The 21,602-nt window shown below is 56.2% G+C and carries 23 protein-coding genes and 1 pseudogene; 7 read left to right on the top strand and 17 right to left on the bottom strand.

Annotated elements, in window-relative coordinates; all coding sequences use genetic code 11:
• Positions 1-230: 230 nt before the first annotated feature.
• Both ACVWXD_RS14915 and ACVWXD_RS14910 read left to right on the top strand, forming a co-directional pair.
• Positions 231-1,451, top strand: coding sequence for a DUF3800 domain-containing protein (locus ACVWXD_RS14915; RefSeq protein WP_457371145.1), 1,221 nt, complete (start codon positions 231-233; stop codon positions 1,449-1,451).
• A 92-nt stretch (positions 1,452-1,543) separates the two neighbouring features.
• Positions 1,544-2,773 (top strand): restriction endonuclease, encoded by a 1,230-nt coding sequence (locus ACVWXD_RS14910; RefSeq protein WP_183703936.1) that lies wholly within the window; start codon positions 1,544-1,546, stop codon positions 2,771-2,773.
• Between the two features lie 351 nt (positions 2,774-3,124).
• Here ACVWXD_RS14910 and mobH read toward each other — a convergent pair whose 3' ends face one another.
• Positions 3,125-4,849, bottom strand: a complete 1,725-nt coding sequence (gene mobH, locus ACVWXD_RS14905) for a MobH family relaxase (RefSeq protein ID WP_183703949.1) — start codon at positions 4,847-4,849, stop codon at positions 3,125-3,127.
• Positions 4,850-5,082: 233 nt separating this feature from the next.
• On the opposite strand from mobH, the gene ACVWXD_RS14900 reads away from it, so the two are divergent.
• Positions 5,083-5,277, top strand: coding sequence for a DUF7740 domain-containing protein (locus tag ACVWXD_RS14900; protein WP_025214500.1), 195 nt, complete (start codon positions 5,083-5,085; stop codon positions 5,275-5,277).
• Positions 5,278-5,411: 134 nt separating this feature from the next.
• On the opposite strand, the gene ACVWXD_RS14895 is transcribed toward ACVWXD_RS14900, so the two are convergent.
• Entirely contained in the window at positions 5,412-6,374 is a 963-nt protein-coding gene (locus tag ACVWXD_RS14895; protein ID WP_183703952.1) for a zincin-like metallopeptidase domain-containing protein, read from the bottom strand.
• Between the two features lie 130 nt (positions 6,375-6,504).
• Complete coding sequence (locus tag ACVWXD_RS14890) at positions 6,505-6,834, bottom strand: hypothetical protein (protein ID WP_183703955.1); 330 nt, start codon at positions 6,832-6,834, stop codon at positions 6,505-6,507.
• 452 nt (positions 6,835-7,286) lie between these two features.
• Here ACVWXD_RS14890 and ACVWXD_RS14885 point away from each other — a divergent pair, with 452 nt between their 5' ends.
• Positions 7,287-7,697 carry a DUF3742 family protein gene (locus tag ACVWXD_RS14885; protein WP_183703958.1) on the top strand — a complete coding sequence of 137 codons (411 nt, stop codon included), beginning with the start codon at positions 7,287-7,289 and terminating at the stop codon, positions 7,695-7,697.
• Here ACVWXD_RS14885 and ACVWXD_RS14880 read toward each other — a convergent pair.
• The 5 genes from ACVWXD_RS14880 to ACVWXD_RS14860 all read right to left on the bottom strand — a co-directional run bounded on the left by ACVWXD_RS14880 (position 7,690) and on the right by ACVWXD_RS14860 (position 12,256).
• Complete coding sequence (locus tag ACVWXD_RS14880; protein WP_183703961.1) at positions 7,690-9,228, bottom strand: conjugal transfer protein TraG N-terminal domain-containing protein; 1,539 nt, start codon at positions 9,226-9,228, stop codon at positions 7,690-7,692. The genes ACVWXD_RS14885 and ACVWXD_RS14880 overlap by 8 nt on opposite strands.
• Positions 9,229-9,238: 10 nt before the next feature.
• A complete protein-coding gene (locus ACVWXD_RS14875) occupies positions 9,239-9,547 on the bottom strand; it encodes a hypothetical protein (protein WP_323146296.1) in 309 nt (102 codons plus the stop codon).
• Between the two features lie 3 nt (positions 9,548-9,550).
• A complete protein-coding gene (locus tag ACVWXD_RS14870) occupies positions 9,551-10,933 on the bottom strand; it encodes an integrating conjugative element protein (RefSeq protein ID WP_183703964.1) in 1,383 nt (460 codons plus the stop codon).
• Positions 10,930-11,886, bottom strand: a complete 957-nt coding sequence (locus tag ACVWXD_RS14865) for a TIGR03756 family integrating conjugative element protein (protein ID WP_183703967.1) — start codon at positions 11,884-11,886, stop codon at positions 10,930-10,932. Before ACVWXD_RS14865 ends, ACVWXD_RS14870 begins: the two co-directional genes overlap by 4 nt.
• A 115-nt stretch (positions 11,887-12,001) precedes the next feature.
• Entirely contained in the window at positions 12,002-12,256 is a 255-nt protein-coding gene (locus ACVWXD_RS14860; RefSeq protein ID WP_183703970.1) for a helix-turn-helix domain-containing protein, read from the bottom strand.
• Between the two features lie 75 nt (positions 12,257-12,331).
• On the opposite strand from ACVWXD_RS14860, the gene ACVWXD_RS14855 reads away from it, so the two are divergent.
• From ACVWXD_RS14855 to ACVWXD_RS14845, 3 genes are all read left to right on the top strand, one after another.
• Complete coding sequence (locus ACVWXD_RS14855) at positions 12,332-12,673, top strand: LasR-specific antiactivator QslA (RefSeq protein WP_457371144.1); 342 nt, start codon at positions 12,332-12,334, stop codon at positions 12,671-12,673.
• Positions 12,674-12,861: 188 nt separating this feature from the next.
• Positions 12,862-13,110, top strand: coding sequence for a hypothetical protein (locus ACVWXD_RS14850; RefSeq protein ID WP_183703976.1), 249 nt, complete (start codon positions 12,862-12,864; stop codon positions 13,108-13,110).
• Positions 13,107-13,853 (top strand): zeta toxin family protein, encoded by a 747-nt coding sequence (locus tag ACVWXD_RS14845; RefSeq protein ID WP_457371143.1) that lies wholly within the window; start codon positions 13,107-13,109, stop codon positions 13,851-13,853. Before ACVWXD_RS14850 ends, ACVWXD_RS14845 begins: the two co-directional genes overlap by 4 nt.
• A gap of 24 nt (positions 13,854-13,877) precedes the next feature.
• Here the strand turns inward: ACVWXD_RS14845 and ACVWXD_RS14840 are convergent, their stop codons facing one another.
• The 9 genes and pseudogenes from ACVWXD_RS14840 to ACVWXD_RS14800 form a co-directional block, all read right to left on the bottom strand.
• Complete coding sequence (locus ACVWXD_RS14840; protein ID WP_183702302.1) at positions 13,878-16,625, bottom strand: conjugative transfer ATPase; 2,748 nt, start codon at positions 16,623-16,625, stop codon at positions 13,878-13,880.
• Positions 16,625-17,041: a TIGR03751 family conjugal transfer lipoprotein gene (locus ACVWXD_RS14835; protein ID WP_032871020.1), complete on the bottom strand. Its 417-nt coding sequence runs from the start codon at positions 17,039-17,041 to the stop codon at positions 16,625-16,627. The genes ACVWXD_RS14840 and ACVWXD_RS14835 overlap by 1 nt, the downstream gene beginning before the upstream one ends.
• Positions 17,004-18,527 (bottom strand): TIGR03752 family integrating conjugative element protein, encoded by a 1,524-nt coding sequence (locus tag ACVWXD_RS14830; RefSeq protein WP_183702300.1) that lies wholly within the window; start codon positions 18,525-18,527, stop codon positions 17,004-17,006. Before ACVWXD_RS14830 ends, ACVWXD_RS14835 begins: the two co-directional genes overlap by 38 nt.
• Complete coding sequence (locus ACVWXD_RS14825) at positions 18,517-19,329, bottom strand: TIGR03749 family integrating conjugative element protein (protein ID WP_183702296.1); 813 nt, start codon at positions 19,327-19,329, stop codon at positions 18,517-18,519. The genes ACVWXD_RS14830 and ACVWXD_RS14825 overlap by 11 nt, the downstream gene beginning before the upstream one ends.
• On the bottom strand, positions 19,326-19,967 hold the full coding sequence (locus tag ACVWXD_RS14820) for a PFL_4703 family integrating conjugative element protein (protein ID WP_183702292.1): 642 nt from the start codon (positions 19,965-19,967) through the stop codon (positions 19,326-19,328). Before ACVWXD_RS14820 ends, ACVWXD_RS14825 begins: the two co-directional genes overlap by 4 nt.
• Positions 19,964-20,377 carry a TIGR03750 family conjugal transfer protein gene (locus ACVWXD_RS14815; protein WP_183702289.1) on the bottom strand — a complete coding sequence of 138 codons (414 nt, stop codon included), beginning with the start codon at positions 20,375-20,377 and terminating at the stop codon, positions 19,964-19,966. The genes ACVWXD_RS14820 and ACVWXD_RS14815 overlap by 4 nt, the downstream gene beginning before the upstream one ends.
• A 7-nt stretch (positions 20,378-20,384) precedes the next feature.
• Positions 20,385-20,756 carry a TIGR03745 family integrating conjugative element membrane protein gene (locus ACVWXD_RS14810; RefSeq protein WP_183702286.1) on the bottom strand — a complete coding sequence of 124 codons (372 nt, stop codon included), beginning with the start codon at positions 20,754-20,756 and terminating at the stop codon, positions 20,385-20,387.
• A gap of 17 nt (positions 20,757-20,773) precedes the next feature.
• Positions 20,774-21,013, bottom strand: coding sequence for a TIGR03758 family integrating conjugative element protein (locus ACVWXD_RS14805; protein ID WP_183702284.1), 240 nt, complete (start codon positions 21,011-21,013; stop codon positions 20,774-20,776).
• Positions 21,010-21,344, bottom strand: a pseudogene (locus ACVWXD_RS14800) (integrative conjugative element protein, RAQPRD family). The gene ACVWXD_RS14805 and the pseudogene ACVWXD_RS14800 overlap by 4 nt, the downstream one beginning before the upstream one ends.
• Between the last annotated feature and the right edge of the window lie 258 nt (positions 21,345-21,602).

Below are 21,602 nucleotides of genomic sequence, written 5' to 3'. Positions count from 1 at the left end.
CAATTGGACAGGCCTTTACTTCGCTTCAACTCGATTTTGGTCAAGCAAGATCGTTGTGTGCTTGAGCAGGAGGATCGAGTGACGGAGCTCATCTCAATGAGGCGCTGGCACGCGTGTCTGAATACTCGTAGATGAAGGCGGACAGGTGAGACTTCTACGCGAACTATGCTTGGTGGCACATGGCTATAATTCGTGCCGCTGCTCGTGTCGAGGTGGGTTAAAGTGCATCAATGGCTAAGAAAAGCCTCCCGAGGCATGAAGGAGTATCTGGGTTGGAAAGGACTTATGCGTTTGTCGACGAATCCGGAAATCATGATCTAGAAACCTCGAAGCAAGGCAGCTCCGGATTCTTTGTTGTGTGCTCAGTGCTTGTTTCTGAAACCGGCTTGGAAAGAGCTTATGAGCTCGCTGAAGCGCTCCGGGTGCGGCATTTCCAGACGGGTGAGATCAAATCCAGCAAAGTTAAGGTCAAGGATACAGAGCGGCGTGTCCGCATTCTGAGTGACCTCGCAGAGCTTCCTCTAAAGCTCTACTTTACGGTCGTCGACAAGTCGAGGGTGTACCGAGATGGGGGGCTTCAGTTCAAAAAGTCCTTTATTAAGCACATCAACGGCATGCTCTATGAGCGGCTCTTCATTGACCGCCCAAACCTCCAGATGACCGTCGATGAACACGGTGGTGCAGAGTTTCAGGAGAGCCTGAAAGCCTATGTTCAGGCCCGTTACGTCGATGATCTGTTCGGCGATGATCAATCCTTTCAGACCAAGAGCAGCAAAAACGATGTTCTCATACAGGTAGCAGACTTTTTCGCCGGTTCGGTCGCCCAAATCTATGAGGGAAAGGCTGGCGAGGAGGTCGTTAAAGCCTATAAAAGGATATTGCGTGATCTGACGCTAGGTCTCGTTGAGTGGCCTCCGAAATATCAATCGCTGCTTGCTGCTCCTGCCGACGATTCTCAGTACGCAGATTATCGAGTGCATCAGGAGGCACTTAAACAGGCAGATCAGTTCATCGTTAAGGTTGGCAAGCATCCTGACGAAGACGAACGCTTACAGTGCTGTATCCTTGACTACCTTCGGTTTCAAAGCGAGTTTGTCAGTAGGGATTACGTGACGATGGGTGACATAAAAAGTCATTTGGCTGATCGTGGATTCGGCGATCTCAGCGACCAGAAAATCAAGTCAAGCGGGATTGCCAAACTTCGCGATTCCAATGTGATCATCACCAGTGCATCCAAGGGGTACAAGATTCCGCAAACACGGGCTGACATCAATGATTTCCTGAGAATGACATCTGGGCAAATTGTGCCGCAGTTGGAAAGAATCAAGAGGGCTCGTGATGTCTACATGCTGAGCAGCCGTGGGGAGTACGATATTTTGAAGGCGGCGAATTTGCCAGAGCTTGAGAAGTTGCTGGCCTCACTTGAAGTGCTTGGAGATGGTGGCCATTAGTCCTGAATGGCCGTCCCTACCATGTTGCGGCTGATGGAGTGGAAAAATGAACTTGTCGATGCACGATGGATAGTGCCGAAAAGAGTATTTTGATGACATCGGCCAACGTGAAATATGTACAAGAAGGTGGGCGATTGAGCGCATACACGGACCGGGACCTTGAGCGGAAAATCGTAGCTGCCCAAAAGGACTTACAAGCCTGGGCTGTCACCAACGATCTTTGGCATGATAGCGGGTTTACCTCCTATGCCAAGCGCGTACAAGCAGAGCCTGGCGAAGGGGCGGTGGCTTTCATTCTCTACAGCAGTGGAGAGCTTGCACGCATGCTTGATGAGGATCTAGATCCGAAGCTTCGAGCGGAGCTTGATGAAATTGCTGACTCGCATGGTTTCTGGTATGACAACTACGACGGCTGTTCCTACTACTTTTACGCCACAACCGAAGCACTCCAAGAAGCCTACGACCAATTCTTTCACTGGAAATGGGTCTGCAGTCTGATCATCGAAGATTTCGGCGATATCTACGCTGAGCTCTATCAGTATTTTCAGGCTCGCCCTGAGCGGCTTTACAATCTGCATCACCGCGAATTCGAAATATTGCTTTACCGCGTATTCCAGAGCTTGGGATACGAATCAGAGTTGGGGCCGGGAGTTGGAGATGGAGGGGTTGACGTCAAACTACTTCAGCGGAGTCCGTTGGGGGATACTTTCGCTTATGTCCAAGCTAAGCGATATGCCCCTTACCGGCCCATAGGCCTTGAGGCTGTGCAAGCATTGCGTGGGGCGGTAGCAAACGATGGCGCTGACTTGGGCATATTTGTCACCACCTCCCGTTATTTACAGGGAGCGCAGAACTTTGCACATCGATCATCAGGAATACTGGAGCTGAAGACCTCTGCAGACGTCGCTCAGTGGTGTCAGCAAGCTCAGGCGGGCATTGTCCAAGACAAGTCCGTATTAATTTCGGATACGCATCTATTATCTATTCTGCGTCGTATTGAAGATGGAAGTCACGCGTTAGTCGTTCACGCTCACACTGGGTATCGAACAATCGGAAACAGCTTTGCACTCGTGCTTAAGGAGACCAAGTACGCGGCTCTCCTCCTGAGTCTGCCACGGCGGATTATTAGCCAGGATTCGCATGGACTTGAGGGGCATGAAATCCCAATGTTGGATAAACAGATACTGACTGCCAAAAATGCAGATACGGTCTTCCGCGCAAAACGGAAATTGGATGATCAGGGGCGGGTGAGCTACTGGGATGGGCAAAACCTCTATTCGATCTGGAATCGGCAGCCGAGTCGCTTCAGCCATTTAGACTGAGTACTCTGCGGGTAACTGGTTCGCCATTGAGGCCAGCAGCCACAATAATAAATACCTCCTCATTTTTGGGAGCTCCTTACCTGGTTTCATGCAGTGGCCGGGTTTGATGCCGTTTCACGTGGCTAACAAATTCAGAATGCGGGTTTCAATGCACATCCCCCATCCCCTTTGTGTGCACTATCGGAGCCCGCCATGGTACCAATGCCAGCTTGATTCGAAAGTGTACTTACTGCGTTCAGTCCGTCATTAAACATTTGGGCAGCTGAGAGGCTGCAAGAGTATGGTCCAGTGGCGGGTGTTCCAGCGTCGACTTTGCGTGTTGAGCTCTTTCGGGGGCTACGGACGTTTATGCTATTCCACTTTAAGGAAAGGATTGTCGGCAGGCACCGGCCCAGTTTCGAACAAGAGTGCTGGATTTTCTAGCAAATAGCCTTTGAGGGTTCCTTTTTTCCGTGGACCTTCTACCTGACAGATCCAAATGTTCAAGCCATCCTCACGCTTTTTGTGGATCTTTAGTTTCTCAAACTGCTTTTGTACCCAGCGCCATTCTTCCGTCTCTTGGCAAGCGCCCTGAGAGATACCGGGAAACTCCTGCGCGTAGCGTTGGAAGAGGCCTGGCGTGACCAGGAACACGCTGCCACTCACCGTGTGGATTTTGGCCTTACTGTCGTTGATGATCAGCTTGTGGCTCAGAATGCCTTCCTTGACCCAACTCAGGAATACCTGGCCTGGGCTATCCGATTGAAGCGTCGAAGTTTCGACAGCACTTTCTGACAGGGCGTCTCTGGCCTCAGGCTCTTCCAATTCGAACATGTCCAGCAGCGCACCGAGGTAGTCGGCATCCTCTACCGTCAGGGTATCCGGCTGCGGTTGACTTTGACCTGATCTAGTATTGGCTGTCTCGGGCGCTGGTATTGGTGCCGGGGTGTCAGTTGAGTGGTCATGCGTCGCAATGCTCACCGTTCCGCTGAAAGCCTCGGGCCGGTCTTCGTTCCCCCAAATCAGTGCCGGTTGAAGGCGCAGAAAGGTGAAACTCTGCTGCCAATTTCCCTGTGCCACAAGCGCGGTCCAGATGGCTTTGCCTTCCGGCGTGGACTCAACCAATCCATGCGATTGCAGCTCGTCGAACACCGCTAGGTTGGAAGAGGGAATGCCCTCAATCGATTGCGACAGCAGATAGGCTCGCAGCTTGTCAGTGACCGTCTTGCTGACAAGCCAGAGTGCGTCTTGAGTCAACCATCCCGCAGCACCTGGCTGGTTGAGTTTCAACTCGTGCTGAACCAGATGACGCAGTCCGCTGATCAAGTGATGTTGCAGCGAATAAATCGGCGCTTGCAGCGCCTTGCTCGGGTTTCCGCCGAGGTTCTGTGCGGTGGAAACACGGTCTGCCTGCATCACCAGCTCACCAAGCACGCCGGCACGTTCATACTGACCTGCTAAGACATACAGCAGGTTGGCCCAGAGCGATGGAAATCCACTGAGCCAATCGAGGATCGAGCGGTCGAGAATCTGGTTGTAGAGCAAGCCTGCGGCCGCGCCATGCAGGTGGTAGTCGCGACCCTTGATATAACGAAAACGATACGGCTGATCCATGGATCCCTGCCAAGGATGCCAGACACTACCGTCTTGGCGTTCGACCAGCAGGTCCACGGCGATCTTGCCGATGTCATGGAGCAACGCGCCATAGGCGATGCCAGCGGACCAGGCGTCGGTCTGGGCGGCTTGGTCTTCAGGTGCGGCACCGGTGGGAAGCAGATACGACTGACGCAGTTTCAAACTACAAGCGACCAACTCCAATCCATGGTCGAGCATGCCGCCAAGATAAGCATGATGGTGCGTCTCGCTGGCAGGAAGCTGCTGGACCAGCTCGGCGTATCGATGGATCGGATTTAAATAGAACTGGCTGAATTGCGGATGGGAGAGGGCGGTGTACTGCCAAATGCGATCAAGCAACTGGCGGCGATGCTCGGTTGCTAACAAGCTCTGGGACGATTCGATGGGCAGGTACCCATCGGCGACGTTTACGGTTGGTGGCGCAGGAGGCTTTTGCCTTTTGTGCCGAAACAGACTGAGCATCGTGGCCTCCCGGGAAATGGCGGAATCAGTGGCCTTTTAGCCTTTTCGGATAGGGCTCTTACCGTTGAATCCCCATTCCCGTTCCAACCCTTGCCTATCCTTTTGGCGCGTTTCCGTTTGTGCAGCAATAGGAATATCGATTAATGCTGGTGCCGTTTTTTGCTGAGTACGCATGCTGGCGCAAAAAAGGAAAGTGTCGGTACACTGCGGTGCGAATTTTATTGGGTCTTGTCATGAATCTCACTGACGCCACGCTCGTGCTGCTGCTCGCGGCACGTATCCATGGGACAGACGAAGCTGTCAGGGCCTCGGCGAAGAGCGTGGTCAAGAAGCTGCCGCGCAGCAAACGCGATCTGATCTACAAGGTGATCGACAGCCGAAGTCCACTCGAGCTGGTGGATTACCTGGCTGAGAATCTGGATACGTAACGGTGTACTGCGGTTACGGGATTACCTCATGTTCTTTGCGTCAGAGCTCCGCAGTGTGGGGATTTTTCTGGGCATAGAAAAAGGGTCCAACTCGTGTTGGACCCTGTGAAGCGATTGCAGCAGTGAGGTAACGATCAAGCTCCATCGTTCATGCATCGCGAATTATCCATTACCGTCTGCTTCTGTTGCTGCTCCAGGTCGAGCACATACTCCGAGGCGCATCGGGCCTGGCCACTGGCGCGGAAAATCGCGCGGTTGTCAGAATTGAGCAGGCCGAGCCAGGAGTCGATATAGCCCTCGTGCCGAAGCTCTCCCCGTATACCGGCGTAGGCACATAAAAAAGCGGCGCCCATTTCGGCGATCAACTCTTCAAATGCATAGCCTGGCGAGCCAAATGGACACGGAGAGGTCACGCCTTCGCGCTGCAATCGAGAGTGGTGTCCGGTCCAGTGCGTCAGCTCGTGAAGTGCAGTGGCGTAGTATCCACCTTGATCGTGGAATTGCGATTTTGTCGGCAGTTGGATGAGATCCCTGATCGGGTGGTAAAAGGCTTCGTCGGCAAATCGATGGATGATATGTGCGCCCGAACTTAGCAACAAACTTTCTGCAGCAGCGTTGGGGAAGACGGGATCGCTCGGTTCCGTCTCGAGCAAAGTTTCGTTGAGCGTTTCGAGCCCCTCCGTTTGCTCGATGTTGAACAGAAAATGCGTCCTGAGAATGCCAAAGTGAGCGATCTTGGGCTGACCGTTCTCATCAAGTACGGGTTGGCCTGATTCGGTCTGTTCCTCGCGTTCCATCGGTTTGTAGAGCACCGCCAGGGTGCTGTGCTCACCCTTACGGATGTGCCCGCCGGCTTTTTTGGCTTGATTGAAGGTCAGCCAGCGATCTTGAGTGAACCCCTGCAACCTGGCCTCGGCCCAGAGCAACGGTAAGTTGATGCCAGAATAGGGACGCTGGGTTATGGCGTTAATGGGATAGGGTTGGTGATGACCGACGTCAGTTGAGCCACTTGAGGACCAGGGTTTGATCCAAGGGGCTACGCCTTGGTCTAACGCGGCAACAATTTTGTCAGTCACGTCTTGGTAGATATTACGCATGGCATTTTCCTCGAAAAACCGGAGGAACGCCTTGCCCGTCGGGGAGGGTTCCCCGGTGGGTGTTGATTGGATTGGTGCAGGACTGCGTATAGCCTGAGTTGGATCAGTGGCCGGGTATGGCCGTTTGCGTTTAGCGTTGTTGCTCTTCCGCAAGCGCTATCAGCAAGGCGTTAGGTTGGTCTGATGCCTGAAGCAGGCTGAGGCTCAGTCGCAGTAATGGCTCGTGATCTGCATCACTCGCTGAGCCGAACTTGGCTACCTCGAACACCGCGTAGGGTCTGTTTGGATTGGCCAGGTGAGCGTTGAAGGCTGCGCGTACGACGTTGCTCAGCCTATCGAGCTGCAGCTTTTCAGGATGACTTGAGCCATCGAGCAATACTGCGTGTTGCCACGCGTCTGGAGTGAACACAACGGGCAAGCGCAGAGTGTTCAGTGCTTTGCTTGTGAGTGAGTCGGACATGGTGTGCCTCCGTTGATAGCGCGAAGAAACCTGTCCCATAGGGGAAAGAATTTCCCCGCAGTGGGTTGAAGAAAAACAAGAGGGTTTGGGACGAGCCGAGTTTGAAAGACGCTCGGAAGAGCAGTAGGCGTTCATCACCCGTGAAACGTGACTGTGCGAGCCACCGAACGCTAATCGCACTTGGGGGGAACCATCACCGGAGTGACGTAGCTTTGAAGGCTCTGGCTACCTGGGAAGGTGCTGTCGATAACAGCGATCCGTACCCTCTATGTAGCTGGATGATATAGATGGGTCAACGGCCATAGAGGCGCTGGTGCACGAGCTGCGTCTTCTGTCTTCCAGTGAAGAGTTTTTCGACCGAGTAAGCTGATAAACGGTTAAGCATGGGCGGTTTTCAGTAGTAGTCTGTAATCTCGATTTCCACAGGAACACGCTCAGAAGAGGGCGCAACCATGCCGGCTCAGCAGCCACTTCAGACCTCCCGCGCACACCGCTGGGCATATGCATGCGGTATGTCCGTAAAACGTGTTTATCGCAGGTTGAAAGGATTTGAATCTCGTGTGGCTAAACGTGCGGTGGCGACAGGTATGCCTGCGGGTGGGCTATTGGTTCGTGGGAGCTTTCTGGTTACGAAGCTGGCACTCATCCTTGGGTTGCTCTTTATCGGTTTCTGGTTGGTAGCTTCTGTCGTAACGATGATTGCTGTGATTGGTCTCCTATTGTCCAGGGCTGCCATTGATGGGGATCTTGAAGGCAATGATCCAAGTCCAGACTTTTTAGGGGCCAACTCCTATCTAGGCAATTACGACGACAACGGCCATTACATCGGGCATTCCAAATCATCGAGTAGTGACGTCAGATGATCCTTTTCGTAGCTCCCATCAACTGATCTGTGCCTTTGCTTGCCGCGCCATGCGCTGCCTTGCTCGCACTTCCTAGCATCCCTTCAAGGCTGCTGCCAATTGAGTAGCCTGCCCAGCTCATGGCAACTAGAAATAGTCCTGGCAGAACCAAGAACATCGCCCCCATCACATACTCAATCACCTGTGCCGTGACGGTTCCGTCCATAAAACCGGATGTGGGCAGCGACAGCAGCACCTGATTGGACGCCGACACTTGGTTGTACAAGGTATCGAGCATGCTGGAGTCGACCCAGCGGGCCAACTCCCACCAGAAGGTCAGCATGTGCAGCGTGAACAGCGCGAACGTCACCGTCATGACGGTCTTTAGCTGGTAGGTACTGACCAGCAGGATCAGCGGCAAGCTGATTATGACGCCCATGATCAGGAAAGCCTGCACCATCGGCAGAGCGGCGCTTAGCGCGTTCATCGCCGGGAAATTGCTGAAGGAGCCGAGAGCCAGCCCAGTGTTGGTGGCCAGGTTATTAAGCCCCTGATTGATCGATCCGCCGCGAGCACTGGAGCCATAGTCTTGGTACACCTGTCCGGGCGACATGGACATCGATTGTTGGCGCGGGCTGACCAGTTCGCGAAGCGTGGCATCCTCGATCTCGCTGCTTGAGCGACCAGTCAACCAGCCTTTCAGCTGGGTCAGCAGCGAAGGATCGACTTGCTCGATCAAGCGTGCTCGCAACCCCATACCGCTATCACTCCACCACTGTTTGCAAGTGGGGTAGCCTGCGCCATTCTCCAGCCGTGGCAATGAAACATCGCGGGTTTCATCATAGGGCCAGCTGACTCGCGGTGTCCGTGAGCGATCGGTGTCGTAGTAGCCCGGAGTGTCGAGAAAATAGCGTGAGCCGATCCAGGACGCATCATGACTTTGCGCCTTCTCCAGCTGCGGACGATTGGTGAACAGCCGAGAGCGGGAATAGCCGTAGCAGTCGCGAGTAAAATCGGCGACTTCCTGTAGCAACACTTGGTTATCAATGCGAGAACTGTCGATCTCCATGCGCATCTGCCTGATGTCCGGTGCGCAGGGAATGGAGGCGGTGGCCGCTGCGGTCACTCCTTTACTTAAGGCGTGCACCAGAAACCACCAGATTGGCACGTTGGCAGAGCGTTCTCCGATAGTGTTGAAAGTGGTACCCCAGGCGGTTTCCGCTGGCTTGGCCACGCTGACACCGCAGCGTTGGCTCGCTGCATCGTCGAACGCCATTGAGGCAAGGCTCAACGGAAAGACGGGCGCACAGGCGAACAGTACGACGATATAGGCCAGCCATAATCGGTTCTCAATCCGCGGCACCGAGAGCAATCCCTTGTTGCCTTCATCCGCGCCTTGCTGACGGGCCGACAACCACTCTTGCAAGATGATCGCGCCGAAGGGCGCGGCGAACAATCCAGTATCGGACATGACGTTCCAGATACCGTTGTTGACGATCCATGCCAGCAGGGAGAGGTAAAACTCCAGGTAGCTGTTGGTGCTCATGAGCATGGTGGTTACCTCACAATCGAGTGAGCTCGACGCAGGTAAAGAGCAAGAGCCCTAATGTCCCGGCGCGTTTCACGCGCAGTCGGTCCTGTGGTCGATGTCGGTAGCGCCTCAGCAGGTCCCACCAAAGTGTAAAGAGGACGCCGTAGAGCAGGACACGCCACCACCGCAGATAAGGCCGTATCGATTCCAAGGCTTGCTGCCAGGCCCCGAAACTGCCCAGCGCAGTGCAGCCGATCCATGCGATAAGTGCGGCGGTCAGGATCATCCCCGCTGCGATCCCTAGACTTGCAAGCAAAGTGAATAGCAGTGAGCGTTTCATGGCTCACTTGCGCCTGGCATCAGCGTCGTTGAGTCGGCCAGGTTCGGGGTCGCCTTGCTCGACGATGCGTGACGCATCGGCACCTCCGGCATGTCGATCGAGCACGAGGCTGGCGGTATTGGTTGTGAGCATCTGCCGGACCTGCAACTCGGTTTGTAGCAGGCGTATCTCGCGCTCCAGTGTGTCGATGTTTTTCGTCAAGGCCGTTTGAGCCGGTTCGGCGGAAGCGATGTTAGGTTCGTGGCTGCCTGCCAGCAGCGTGCGCAATAGCAGGAGCGCTTTGTCGAGCACGCTGGACAGGGCCGTCTCACTGGCCAGGCGCCGCGCCAGGAGTTCCTGATCAGGATCGTCGCGCAGGGCTTCGATCACACCACGGGTCACTGGCAGCATCGGGCTGGAGGCTTTGCTCAGATTGTCAGGGGTAGGCGGCAGAGAACCGGACAGCAATCCTTGCAGGATCTTGAGATGTTCACCGTAGGCGTCCTGGATCAGCGGCGTCAGTCCACTGCCAGCGGTAGTCCGCAGAGTCTCGCAGGTGTCGCAGGTTGCGACTTCGGTCTCGCCCAACACTCGAACAGCCCATTCGGATTCCTCTTGGGGTGAGGTCCATGCCTGGCATATAGCGCCGCCCAGGCAATCACTGCTACTGATCGAGGCGCTATCATCCACGGACCGGTTATGCAGCAGGTTGTAGCCCGCGCGCACCACATCGGAAGTTGCCCGGATGGGTGTTTGTCCGCTACCTCCAGCCTTCTGCCCGCCGACCCATGACACCCCATTATTGCCATTACGGGCCTCGGTGTTTTTCACCGCGGCCACCGCATCACCGCCGGTTTGTTCGAGGTTACCCTGCATCTCCTGGTTCTTGGCCAATGCGCCCCAGCCGGCTTGACCGACCTTGTCCGCCATCTTCTCGGCCATGGCCTGGCAGGTCAGCTTGGAACGGTCGAAATCGATGCGCCCTTGCATCACCCCGTTACTCAACAACTCATAAAGCCCGGGGTTGGCGCGCTGGATGATCAACGCAGGCAGCGACATCACCGCTTGGGTCGCGTTCTGCACAATGCTGCCCATGATCTGCTGGAAGCCTTCGGTGACGCCGTTCAGTTGGTTTTGCAGGGTATTGGTCAGGCTCATGTTTCCGCACATCATGTTTGCTCGCCAGGACGCGCCGACGCCGAGCCCGTTGGGGCGATAGAGCGAGCTCGGCGAGCCCGCTGCCGAGCCGCCACCGATGGTGTACATCACCCGGTCGTCGAGCACTTCGCCTTGAGTACCTAGACGGTAATCGTCCTCGGCGGCGTGCGCATACGTGGCCACGGCGAGCAGTCCGCAGAGCAACAAACTCCTCGGGCTCAACCATGGTCCTGCAAGAGGCCGACTCATGAAGCACCGCCTTCGAAGTCGATGCTGAACAGGAAGGTCTGTCCCTCACGCTTACAGCAGCTATAGGGACGCCACAGCGACCAGGCGTAGCCGCCATCCGCGCTCTGCACCGGGTCGCTGGGGAAGATGGCACATGTGGGTTGAACTAAAGGGGAGAGCAATTGCCATTTGTGGGTCGAAGCGTCGTTTTCAACGATTGGGCCAGGTGGCCAATAACCATCGCGTGGTACGGGTGTGACAGGGACATACACGTGCGGTTGCCAGTTGCGGGTAATGACATCACCCGCCCGCTGCGCCATCACCGCAGCGGCTTTGAAATCGTCGGGTTGCACCAAAAATCCTTGTCGGGGATAGACGTTGCCCCACATGTTGCCCGAAAGCTGTCGACCGATTTCACGGATCTCGGGCACGAGCGACTCGGGGTAAAGGCTTTCCGGGATGCCATGACGCCAGGCCAGTGAGTCCCAAGTACTCAGGTAATAGGGCATGAACGCTGTGGCGCCGCTGGCGCAGGCGTAGCCGGACTGCGAGGCCAGTTGGGTGGCAGCCCAACCACCGGGATGCCCGATGCCGTCAACGTTTTTGAAACGAGGCAGGTTGTCGCGTAGCGTGTTTGGCGTGATCAGGTTTCCGCCACCTTCCGCACCGCTGGTGGGAGAGGAGAGTGCGGCCATCTCGGTCCAAGGATTGGCACCGGTGGTGGCATAGCTCGAGACCACCAGCTCAGGAATGAAGTGACGAACCTTGGTTGAGGTTTTAACCGTGCAGCCGAAGGGGGTGCAGAGCAACCAGAAGCAGATGCCGACGACTCTGTACTCGAGGCAGTCTGGAGAAAGTACGGAGGCGGTAATGCTGCCGGTATCCAGCGCCACGCTTGATCCGGATGCCAGCAGAATGCTCAGCACCAAAGGATGTAACTTCCGGGGCGAAATGTGCGGGCAGGCAGCAGACATGATCCTGGCTCTGGGTGTATGGCCTGGACAGGTTCAATAATCGAGAGAGGGGTGTCAGTGAGAAAGCCGAACGTAGGATCGTCGGTTTACAGCGATTTTCTAGCTCAGCAGAGGGTCATTCAGCGTTCAACGTACGAGCAAGCGCGTCAGACTCAATTAGCAGCTGATCCGTTTTGATCTCGAAAATGTTGGCGAGTTTGCAGAGGACCAACAACGACGGGTTGCCTACCCCTCGTTCGATTTGACTCACATAGGTACGATCCACCTCGGCCATGAGCGCCAATTGCTCCTGGGTAAGGTTCTTCATGCGTCGCATCGAGCGGATATTTTCCGCGAGTTGCAGACGGAGCTGTTCGAAGTCTTGAGTCATGCGCGCAAACTGCGCCTTGAGGGACTCTCAATCCACGGGATATAGTCTACATTGGCCCGATTGGGCTCTTTTTTGATGCTTAAGCGAAGTGCCAGTTTTGTTTCTATGCTGCTTGGGACAGACCCAGCATTAATAATTAAATCGAAAGCTAAGGTGTCTATGGACGAAAATTACGTTTCAATTCCGGCGGCGGACGGCTGCCCGAGTCTTTTGACGCCGTGGGGCCGCGAATTTGCGCCTATGATCGAACGTGGCGTGCAATGCGCCCAAACTTGGCTCGAAACACCGGGTGATATACCTCTGTGGTGGGAGCTGGCGCAGGCACGTAAGACCTGTCTTGCAGGAGACAGCCAAGATGCCTTCGAAGCCGGTTTTTTATTGAGAATTCAGCAACGGCTTCGGGGCGTGTCATCGTAACCATACGGCTCCCAGTCATGGTGATATTGGCTTACGGCACGAAAATCTGTTGGAAGGTATGGTTCCAGGCTCCATTCCTCTAGAATGGAGATCTGACAGAAGTGGCGTTGGTCTGTGATAAACAGATTTACGTAGCTAGGATTCTGATAAGTGCAGATTCTGCACGCTCTAAGAACGTGGAGCGCGATATGAAAGCCGACCAAGTGTTGAGTGACGATCTGGTGAGCCGACTGGAGGGTAAAATCCCAGCCATGGCTGAAGGTGCGATCAATACGGCCTATATCAACGCGCTGGCGGCCGGACGCAGCGTGATGGAAGTGATGGACGGCAAGCTCGTTGAGACGACTGCCGACGGTAAGCACAAGGTTATTCGAGTGGCCAAGCCCAAGCATAAAGTGACCTTGGGCGGGATTATCAAGGTGAACCGCTGCTCATGACCGTCCCTCGGCTGAGGGTGTTTGCCGGCCCTAATGGTTCCGGTAAAAGCACAATGAAAAGTGCCGTCCCTTCCCACCTGATCGGGATCTACATTAACCCGGATGAAATCGAAAAGGCTGCCAAAGAGGGCGGACGCCTGGAGTTCAGCGATTTTCAACTGGAAGTCGAAGGTGACGAGGTTCTCGACTTTATCAAGGCGCACCGACTGATCCGGTCGGCCCAGCTTGATGAGGAGGCGGCCAAAATAGACTTCAGCAGCAACGGCCTGAATTTCCAGTCCGTTGCGATGAACTCCTATTTTGCTTCCGTGCTCTCTGATTTCATGCGGCACAAGCTACTTGAAGCCCAGTTGTCTTTCACCTTCGAAACAGTGATGTCTAGCGAGGACAAAGTCGCTTTTATGCTTAAGGCAAAAGCGTCGGGATATCGAAACTACCTCTACTTTGTCGCCACTGAAGATCCTGACATCAATATCAATAGGGTTAAGAACCGTGTCGCGGCAGGTGGGCACCCGGTCCCCACGGAAAAAATTGTGCAGCGCTACGGTCGTTGCCTGAACCTATTGCCAACAGCCATCGCAGCCTCGAACCGGGCTTATATCTTTGATAACTCCGGCGCTGATCTGGTGCTGCTCGCTGAAGTAACAGACGGGACTGACCTTGAATTCAGGGCTGATGAGATCCCTGACTGGTTCATGCAAGCCTACGTGGAGAAGGTGTTCAAGGATTTGCTGCCGGGTTGATCGAAACCTAGGATCAGCTCCGTTTCACTTAATTCCTCGCATCCTATCGATCCGTTCAGCTACCCGGTAAGCCGCCTCCAGTTCCGAGCAGCCGGTGCTCTGCATCAGTGTCCAGCGTTCGGCTTTTTCCTCGGGCTCTGTCATGGCCAGGGCGAGATAAAGGCTGGGCGGCACGGCCCTAAACAGCGTTTCGAGCTTCTTCGATAACACGACCCCTTCAGTGTATTTCCCAGGCTCCTTACTGGCGGAGAGCAGCAAGGCTTTCTGCGCCGGCGTGAGTTTCTTGAACCGTGCGATCTCTTCGATTTCCGCGGGCGGCATGTTCAAACAAATCCACCATTCGATCATGTTGAGCATGGTCTGCGCAGCAGAGGGGAAGTCGGCCAGGTTTTGGGTCGCTAGCCAGAACCAGGCGCCGAGTTTGCGCCACATCTTCGTACCTTTGACCACAAACGGCGCCAGCAGCGGGTTCTTGGTGATGATATGGCCTTCGTCGGTAACCATGATGATCGGTTGGCCCAGGTACTGGTCGCGTTCGGCAAGGTTGTTCACGGTGTTCATCAGGCTGATGTAGCCAATGGACATCTGCGCCTCGTAACCTTCGCGAGCGTAAGTGGCCAGGTCGACAATGGTCACATCGCTCTCGGGCCAAGGCGTGCCTTCACGATCGAACAGTTCACCCTCGAAACCCTGGCAAAACAGGTCCATGGACTCGCCTATTTCCTGGGCACGCTCGCGACGTTTCTCTGGCAAGTGCTGGTCGGCGGCGACGCGCAGCAACGCGTCGCGCACGTCGCGGGTCAGTACCTGGCGCTCCGCTGCGACACAGGTCTGTGCCGCATCTAGGATGCACTCGCGGATCAAGCTGCGATCGGCTCGACTCAGGCGCGCTTCTTCCTTGGCTTCGCCGCCGGTGATCATCAGGCGGGCGGTGATTTCCAGTTCGCCGAGAACATCGCGCTGGTCTTCGCGACTGGTTACCACCTCATCGTCCCACTCATCGATCGATAGACTCGCCACCTGATCCGGCTGCTCGACCAGGCGCCAGGCATCGGCGAACGGGGCGAGGCTGACCGCGGTACCAGGTTTCAATTGGACCTTGTTGACCGACAGGCCTTGCGTTGCGAAGTAGTCGCCCTGTAAACCGAATGAGTTACCGGCCTCAACGATGAACAAGCGAGGGCGGTACACCGCCATGACCTGCATCAGCAGGGTGACCAGGGTGGCCGATTTACCGGCGCCGGTCGGGCCGAATAATAGCAGATGGCCGTTCATGGCTCGGTCTAGGCGTGACAACGGATCAAAGCTCAACGGCGAGCCACCACGATTGAACAGTGTGATACCCGGGTGGCCGGTGCCGGTGCTGCGACCCCAGATCGGAACGAGATTTGCCAAGTGTTGAGCGAACATCAGGCGTGTGTACCAGTTGCGTGTGTCGCGGGCCGGGTTGTAAGCCATCGGCAGCCAACGCAGGTAACTGTTGCACGCGGCGACTTCATCACCCTCACGTACCGGTTGCAGCCCCGCGCCCAACAGCGCGTTGGCCAGGCTGACCGATCGCTGGTGCAATTGCTGTTCATCATGACCGCGCAGGTAGAACGCCAGGGTGCCGCGGTACAGCTTGTGCTGGCGACCGATGATTGCACGAGCCTCTTCAACATCTTGACGGGTCTGGGTCGAGGCGAGGTTTTCACCGATAGCTTTGCGCGCCAGACGGTTCAACTGCTCCTCAAGTACATCCTGCGGTTTGACCACCAAGGTTAGACTCATGACTGTACCTTCGGGTAACTGGTCGAACAGGGCATTCACCGCGTCACCTTTGCGGGTTTCTCCGGTGAGTTGACCAATCAAGGGCGCTCGGCGCAGCTTGTCCACCACCATGACCCGATGGGGTTGATCATCGAAAAACCAGAGCCCGTGCTGGACATCCGAACGCGGTTCGTTGAAGAACAGCCGCTCGGCGAAGTCATGATCGAAGGGCAGTTCCAGCGACTCGCCGTCGCCCGACTTCGGATAGGTCACGCGGCAGTAGAACTCCTCGGGCCCTTCATCGGTGAGCCTGGGTGCCGGATTGAACCAGGGCAACAACCAGGCATACAAACCTCGGCCATCGACTCGTGCCGATTGCACACCGCACGCCTGCAGCGAAGCAACGATACGTTCGCAAGTCTGATGCAGGGATTGCACTGGGCTGAATCCCGTCTCATCATCGCCAGACTCGATCCAGCGATAGACCACCAGGCGCACCCGACGGTTATTGCCACGCCAGGGCAGGCGCGTCACCACTTTATCCTCAAACAGACCGCCGGGCTTGGCGATGGCCTTCAGATGACGGCGGCTAAGCTCCAAATACGCCTCGGTGAAGACCGTGCCTCGCACGCTGTCCTGGATATAATCGGTGAGCCGGGTCAGGTAGGGGGTGAAGTCGTTGTCGTCCTGGCAGAAAAATTGCGCCACCCAAGGCGCTTGATCCAGCTCGTCAAAGCTATCCTGCAGGGCATCTTCTATGGCATCGCGGGCTGCCGTTAGCCAATCGGGTTCGCGCCCTTCGGTGCCTATGGGCAGTAACTCGAATATCGCACCCACAGAGCGATTGTCATCTAGTAGAAAACACTGCTCGGTGTCGAGGTATTCGACCCACGGCAGATGATCGGTGAAGCTGGGGTTGTGCGCATAGAGTGCAGCTTCGTCAGCCAATGTGGCGCGTGGGCGCAATGGGTTGCGCCAGGCTTTCCATGCAGACGTGCAGTTGCCCGTATCGTCGCTACACATTACAGATCTTCCTGACGTTCACCCGGCAGTGCGTACTGCACCCGTTGGTAGAATGGAAAGACGGTCGAGTACCCCGGCACTGGTGCCTGCTCGGTACCACTTAGATGCGGATACACGTACATCACCAAATCAGGATTGGGCAGGCGAGGGAACAGGTTGCGAATTTCATTCGCTGCTGTACGCGTATACGGTTCCTGGAGCGCAGCGGAGAGATCTGTTTGAGCCAACGGGCGACGCAACTGTTGCCGAGCGTCCAACAGTTGCTGTTGAGTACCCTGTGAGCCGGCGCCGTTCCAGATGTCCAGCATGGTTTGCTCGCCATGCGGCAAAAGTGTGTCCTTGTCGGTGGAACACCCCGTCAGGACCCAGCAGAGCAAGCTAATCCAGATCAGATAGAGACGTAGGATCTTTTTCATGGCGAACGCTCCGGCCCTTAGGCTCGTAGTCGATGGTGATCTCATGGTCGAGGTGAAGGGCGACCTCTGCCGCCGGTGGTACGTACACGGCAGCAAAGGCTTCGCCATACAGTTTGTTGACCCATTCTCGAATGTCGCTGGCCCCACCAATGAGAATGGAGGTCAGTGCGCTATTACCACTGTTGTTAGTGAGCCCGAAGGCACTGCCGCCCGAACTGATGACGCTGCTGTTGTTCCGTTCATTCCCGAGCAAGGCGGCAACTCCAGCACCGGCGGCAGTGATCAGAGTCTGGCTGCCGAGGTACTGCTGGGCATTCGAGCGACGCTCGCCGGCAATGCAAGGAATGCCATACGGATCGGAGAGGTAACCGAGTCCACCGCGGATCTTGTCAGTGTTTGAGCTTTGGGTGGCCGAGGCATTGCGGTTGGCGACCGTTTTTGGCTGAGGCACCGTGCGGATGGTGCCATCAGTAAATACAAAGGTGATCGACTCGACCTGTCCGCGTACGCAGGACAAGGTCCAGTCACCGGACGCCGTGCCGCTCATCACGGCCCCAGCGACGTCCGGCAGGTCGATGCCGTTGGCCGTTAGGTTCTCGGGGCCGACCAGCACCTTGAAGGGATAGGGATCATTCACGGTTCCGTCCACAGGGACTCGGCCGATCAGCGCGGTCATGGCGACCGAGCCCATCAATGTCGCATTTTCGGGAATGGTGTAGACCGGCTGCGCACCTTCGGTACGATCACCGGATCGCGTCAGGTCACGCTCACCCTCACCCTTGGTGACCTCGCGTAACTGCTTTTGGCTGCGGTCGATGGCATTGTCCTTCAAGCCCTTGAGCGAGTTGAAGGCATTAGGCAGACTCGGTGCGGAAGAGGTCTTGGTTTTACCTCGGGCTTCGGTGGAGGGAGCATCCGAGGGTTCAATCCACTGCAGCGCATCGTTGGCAGAATGCCGCCCTTCGAACTGGTCCCTATCGCCCGGTTCAAGACCCAGTCCGATCGGCATATCCTTGCCTTTGCCGGTCAGCCCCGACAACTGTTCCTGCAATTGCGTCAGCAGACCGCGAGCCTGACGACTGTCTTGTTCCGCTTTGAGGCGTGCTTCATTGGCTTGTCGGCGGCCTTCGTCTACCTGCTGGGTCACACTGCCAAGTGCCGTCTGAATACGCGAGTCGACGCTGTTTTCCCGCTCACGTAGACGGTTGTTTTCCGTTTGCAGTGAATCATTGTGTTTCTTCAAACCGAGCATGTCGCTGCGCATGGCCTTCACTTGGCCTACCAAGGTGGCGACCGTGTCGCGTGGGGTATCGCCCGCAATGCCGAGCGACTTGGCTTGCTCGGCAGATAATTGAATATCGCCCTGATCAACTGGGTGCTCTGGAGAGGGCGTACTGCCTCCCGCGACCCAGCTTTTCATGATGATCAGCACTACGCCCAGCAGCGCAGCCGGTACCAGCCATTTGAGTAAGGCGTTAGCCTTCATCGTCAGCACCTCGCGCAACGGGCGGAAGCATCACGGCGTGTTCGAGGCCGACACCGCGCGTGATGAGGTAGGCAATCGTGGTGTCTTCCGCACTGCCGACCGGCCCGAGGAAAGCATGCTGGAAGGTCGCTGCGAACAGTTTTGCCTGAAGCTGACGCGGATCTAGTTGCACCGCCGCTGTACCTCGATTGCGCAACTTCACGGCCGTCACCCAATAGTCACCGAGCCGCCAGGCGGCGATGGGTGTGCTGGAAACGTTTTCGCTCGGCAGCAGGGTCGGCAGTTCGGTGCGCAGCTTGAGCGGGACGCGGTGTACGCCGGGCAGGGACTCCACGGTGCGCATTGGGGCGTACAGGCTTTGCGCGGCGTAGCGCGTCAAAGCGGCCGGGATCGGCGTACGTTCTGGAACAGCGACGGTGCTCGATTCAGACTCGATAGCTTGCACCGGAGAATTCTTGAGAATACGCACGGGCTCCAGCGGTTGATCGCCAGGCGTGGCCGCTATATCCAGAAGGATGATCTCGCCCGTCTTGACCGATTGCAGTTGCAGTCGTGTCGGTGCAATGGCTTCCGACGCGCGCAGGTACAGCGTGCCTCCGGTTGATTGCACGCGTAGTTTATCCTTCAGAGTGGAAGGCACGCCGACACGAATAGCTTCATCGACAAAGACCACTCGTTCCTGATTGATCACCAGTGGGACCGCGAGCGGTAGGCGTTCCCAGTGCATCAGTTCGACGGCCTGCGTTGCAGAGCCCGATAGGATCAGTGAGAGGGTGAGTCCCAGGGTAGAAATCCGCTTCATGGCTCACCTCCAGGCAGGGAGATTTTTCGCGGCGTACCCTGATAGCAATCCAATGCGAGGCCCCACTTATTGCGTTCGGGGTCCAGATCGAAACGCACTACCCGTAACGGATAACGCACGACCACCCGTTTCACCGGTTCGGCGGCGTAATACTCATCAGCGTTGAGGTCGAGTGTGACCAACCAGCTGTCGCGATCAAGTTGCTTGACCCGCAGTTCCGGATCTTCACTGTAGCCTCGGCCAAGAATTTCGTAGACGCCACGCACCCGTTGACGCAGTTCGCCGGCGGCCTTGCGATACTCGTAGTCGCCGTCGAGGAAGGCCTTGCAGGCAGGTGTCAGGTAGGACTGCAAGCCGTAGATGGCGCGGCGATAATCCTGCTCGCCATCCGAGGGCCAGCGGTTGAGTTGGCCAAAGATGTAAAGGGCAAAGGCATATACATTCTCTGAAGGAACATCCCACCACTTGCGTGTGCTTCCCGAGCGCAGATCAGGAGGGACATGCACGGTCAGATCGGTCGGTGCTGAGCGCCAGCCATACCATAGTCCGGCGCTGAGCAGGGCTAGCATCACTACCGCCAGGCGCAGGCTGAAGATATGGGCCTGTTGAGCATCGACCTTGTTTCGAAATCGACTCATGGCTGCCACCGGGACAGGGCAGGGCGCAGTCGACGCGAACGGCGAACCGTCCAGGCACCGGAGTGGATAATCAAACTTCCACGCCCGAGGCGCCAACGGCTGGCGAGTATCCATTCGAGCTTGCGGTACAACCAGGTCTCCGGACGAGCCCGTTTGGCTCGACGCAGTAGTGTGCCCCCGATCAATAAGACCACTGTCATGCCTGCGATCATGCTGGTCGGCGCCACCGCAATCGAGGCGGTGACGATCGCCAGAGGAATGCCCACCAGCAGGCCAATGACGGCGCCGGTGCCTAGGGCCACCCACATCTCATCATTGGTCAAACCACGCAATACGTTGGGATCACGATTGAGTCGCTCTGGCAGAAAGACCAGAGTGCCGTCGGCAAGACGTTCGATAGTGTCGTTCATACCAACCTCACAGAATCGCGGCAGCCTTGGTGAGGAACCAGATGATGATCACCACCAACAGTGCGCCGATACCAACTACCGCGCCGAGATCTTTCCAGGTCTTGCGCTGGTTTTGGACATCGGCGAATACAGTCAGGGAATGCCAGGCCACGCCGAGAAACGCGAGCAGTGCAATCAGTAGGCCGAGCAGAATGCCGCCGTCGTAGGCGTAGTTTTTGATCGTCTCGATCAATCCGGACCCTTCACCACGTGAAGGAGCTTCCATGGTCGGTAGCTCGGCAAAAGCTAGGCCTGGACCAAGCACAAGCAGCAGACCGATCAAGCGTTGGCTTGTGCGATCAAGCAGGTTGTTTTTAAGGGGGACAAGGCACTTGAGCATGATGGCGATCTCCGATGTTAGGACAGGGTGAAGAACATCAAAATCAGCAAGGCGAGCAGCACGCGTGCAGCGCTGCCGCCAAAGGCACCAAAGCTCACGCTTCCTGTCGCCCAGCCCCGGTAAGCCGTCCACATCACCCAGGCACACCACAGCAAAGCAAGGACGAGAACCAGGGACAGCCACAGTGTCGAGCTGCTCTTTGCCGAAAAGCCGGAGGCGTTTTGGAAGGCCGCGATCTGAGCGTCAGTCATGCTCATGGCGAAGGCTCCGCAAAGGGGTCTCAAGTCGGTAATCACCGACCATTTCACGAGGATCGCGAGGTTGAGCGCGAGAGGGGGACAAATAGCCCTGGACACCTTGACGAATGCGTTGGATGTCTTGAGTTAGGTGGGGATAGTCGAAGCGAAAACGCTCGGTTGACTCAGCCGAGCTAGCTGTCTGGGCTCTTATCGCAAGATATTCGATAGTGTCGAGCTGCTGCAAAATCAGACTCAACTGGTCCTGTTCATGAGCAGATGCGGCGTAGCTTTCACTATTGAGCGTGAGCAGTACGAGCAGACAGCAGATTCGGCAAAGTACAGTCGGCATGTGGATAGCCCATTTGGTTATTGGGGCTAGCATCCAACTGACGACTAGGGCTCAGCAGTAAAAAATACGGAACAGGCTGGATCATATTTTTTTGCTTATGACGCTCAAGATCCTTTTCTGTAACGATCTGTGAGTGTTGTGTTTAATCACGAGACGAAGAGGGTGACGCGGTCGTTAGCCGGACTGCGCCGATAAGCGAAGTGCCTTAATGGCTCCAAGACGCAGTATCAGGAGTTGTGTGTATAGCCTTCCCACTGA

The sequence above is a fragment of the Pseudomonas sp. TE3911 genome, assembly GCF_054062775.1.
The sequence above is the reverse complement of the archived record's forward strand: the minus strand, read 5'-3'. Positions and strand labels throughout refer to the sequence as shown.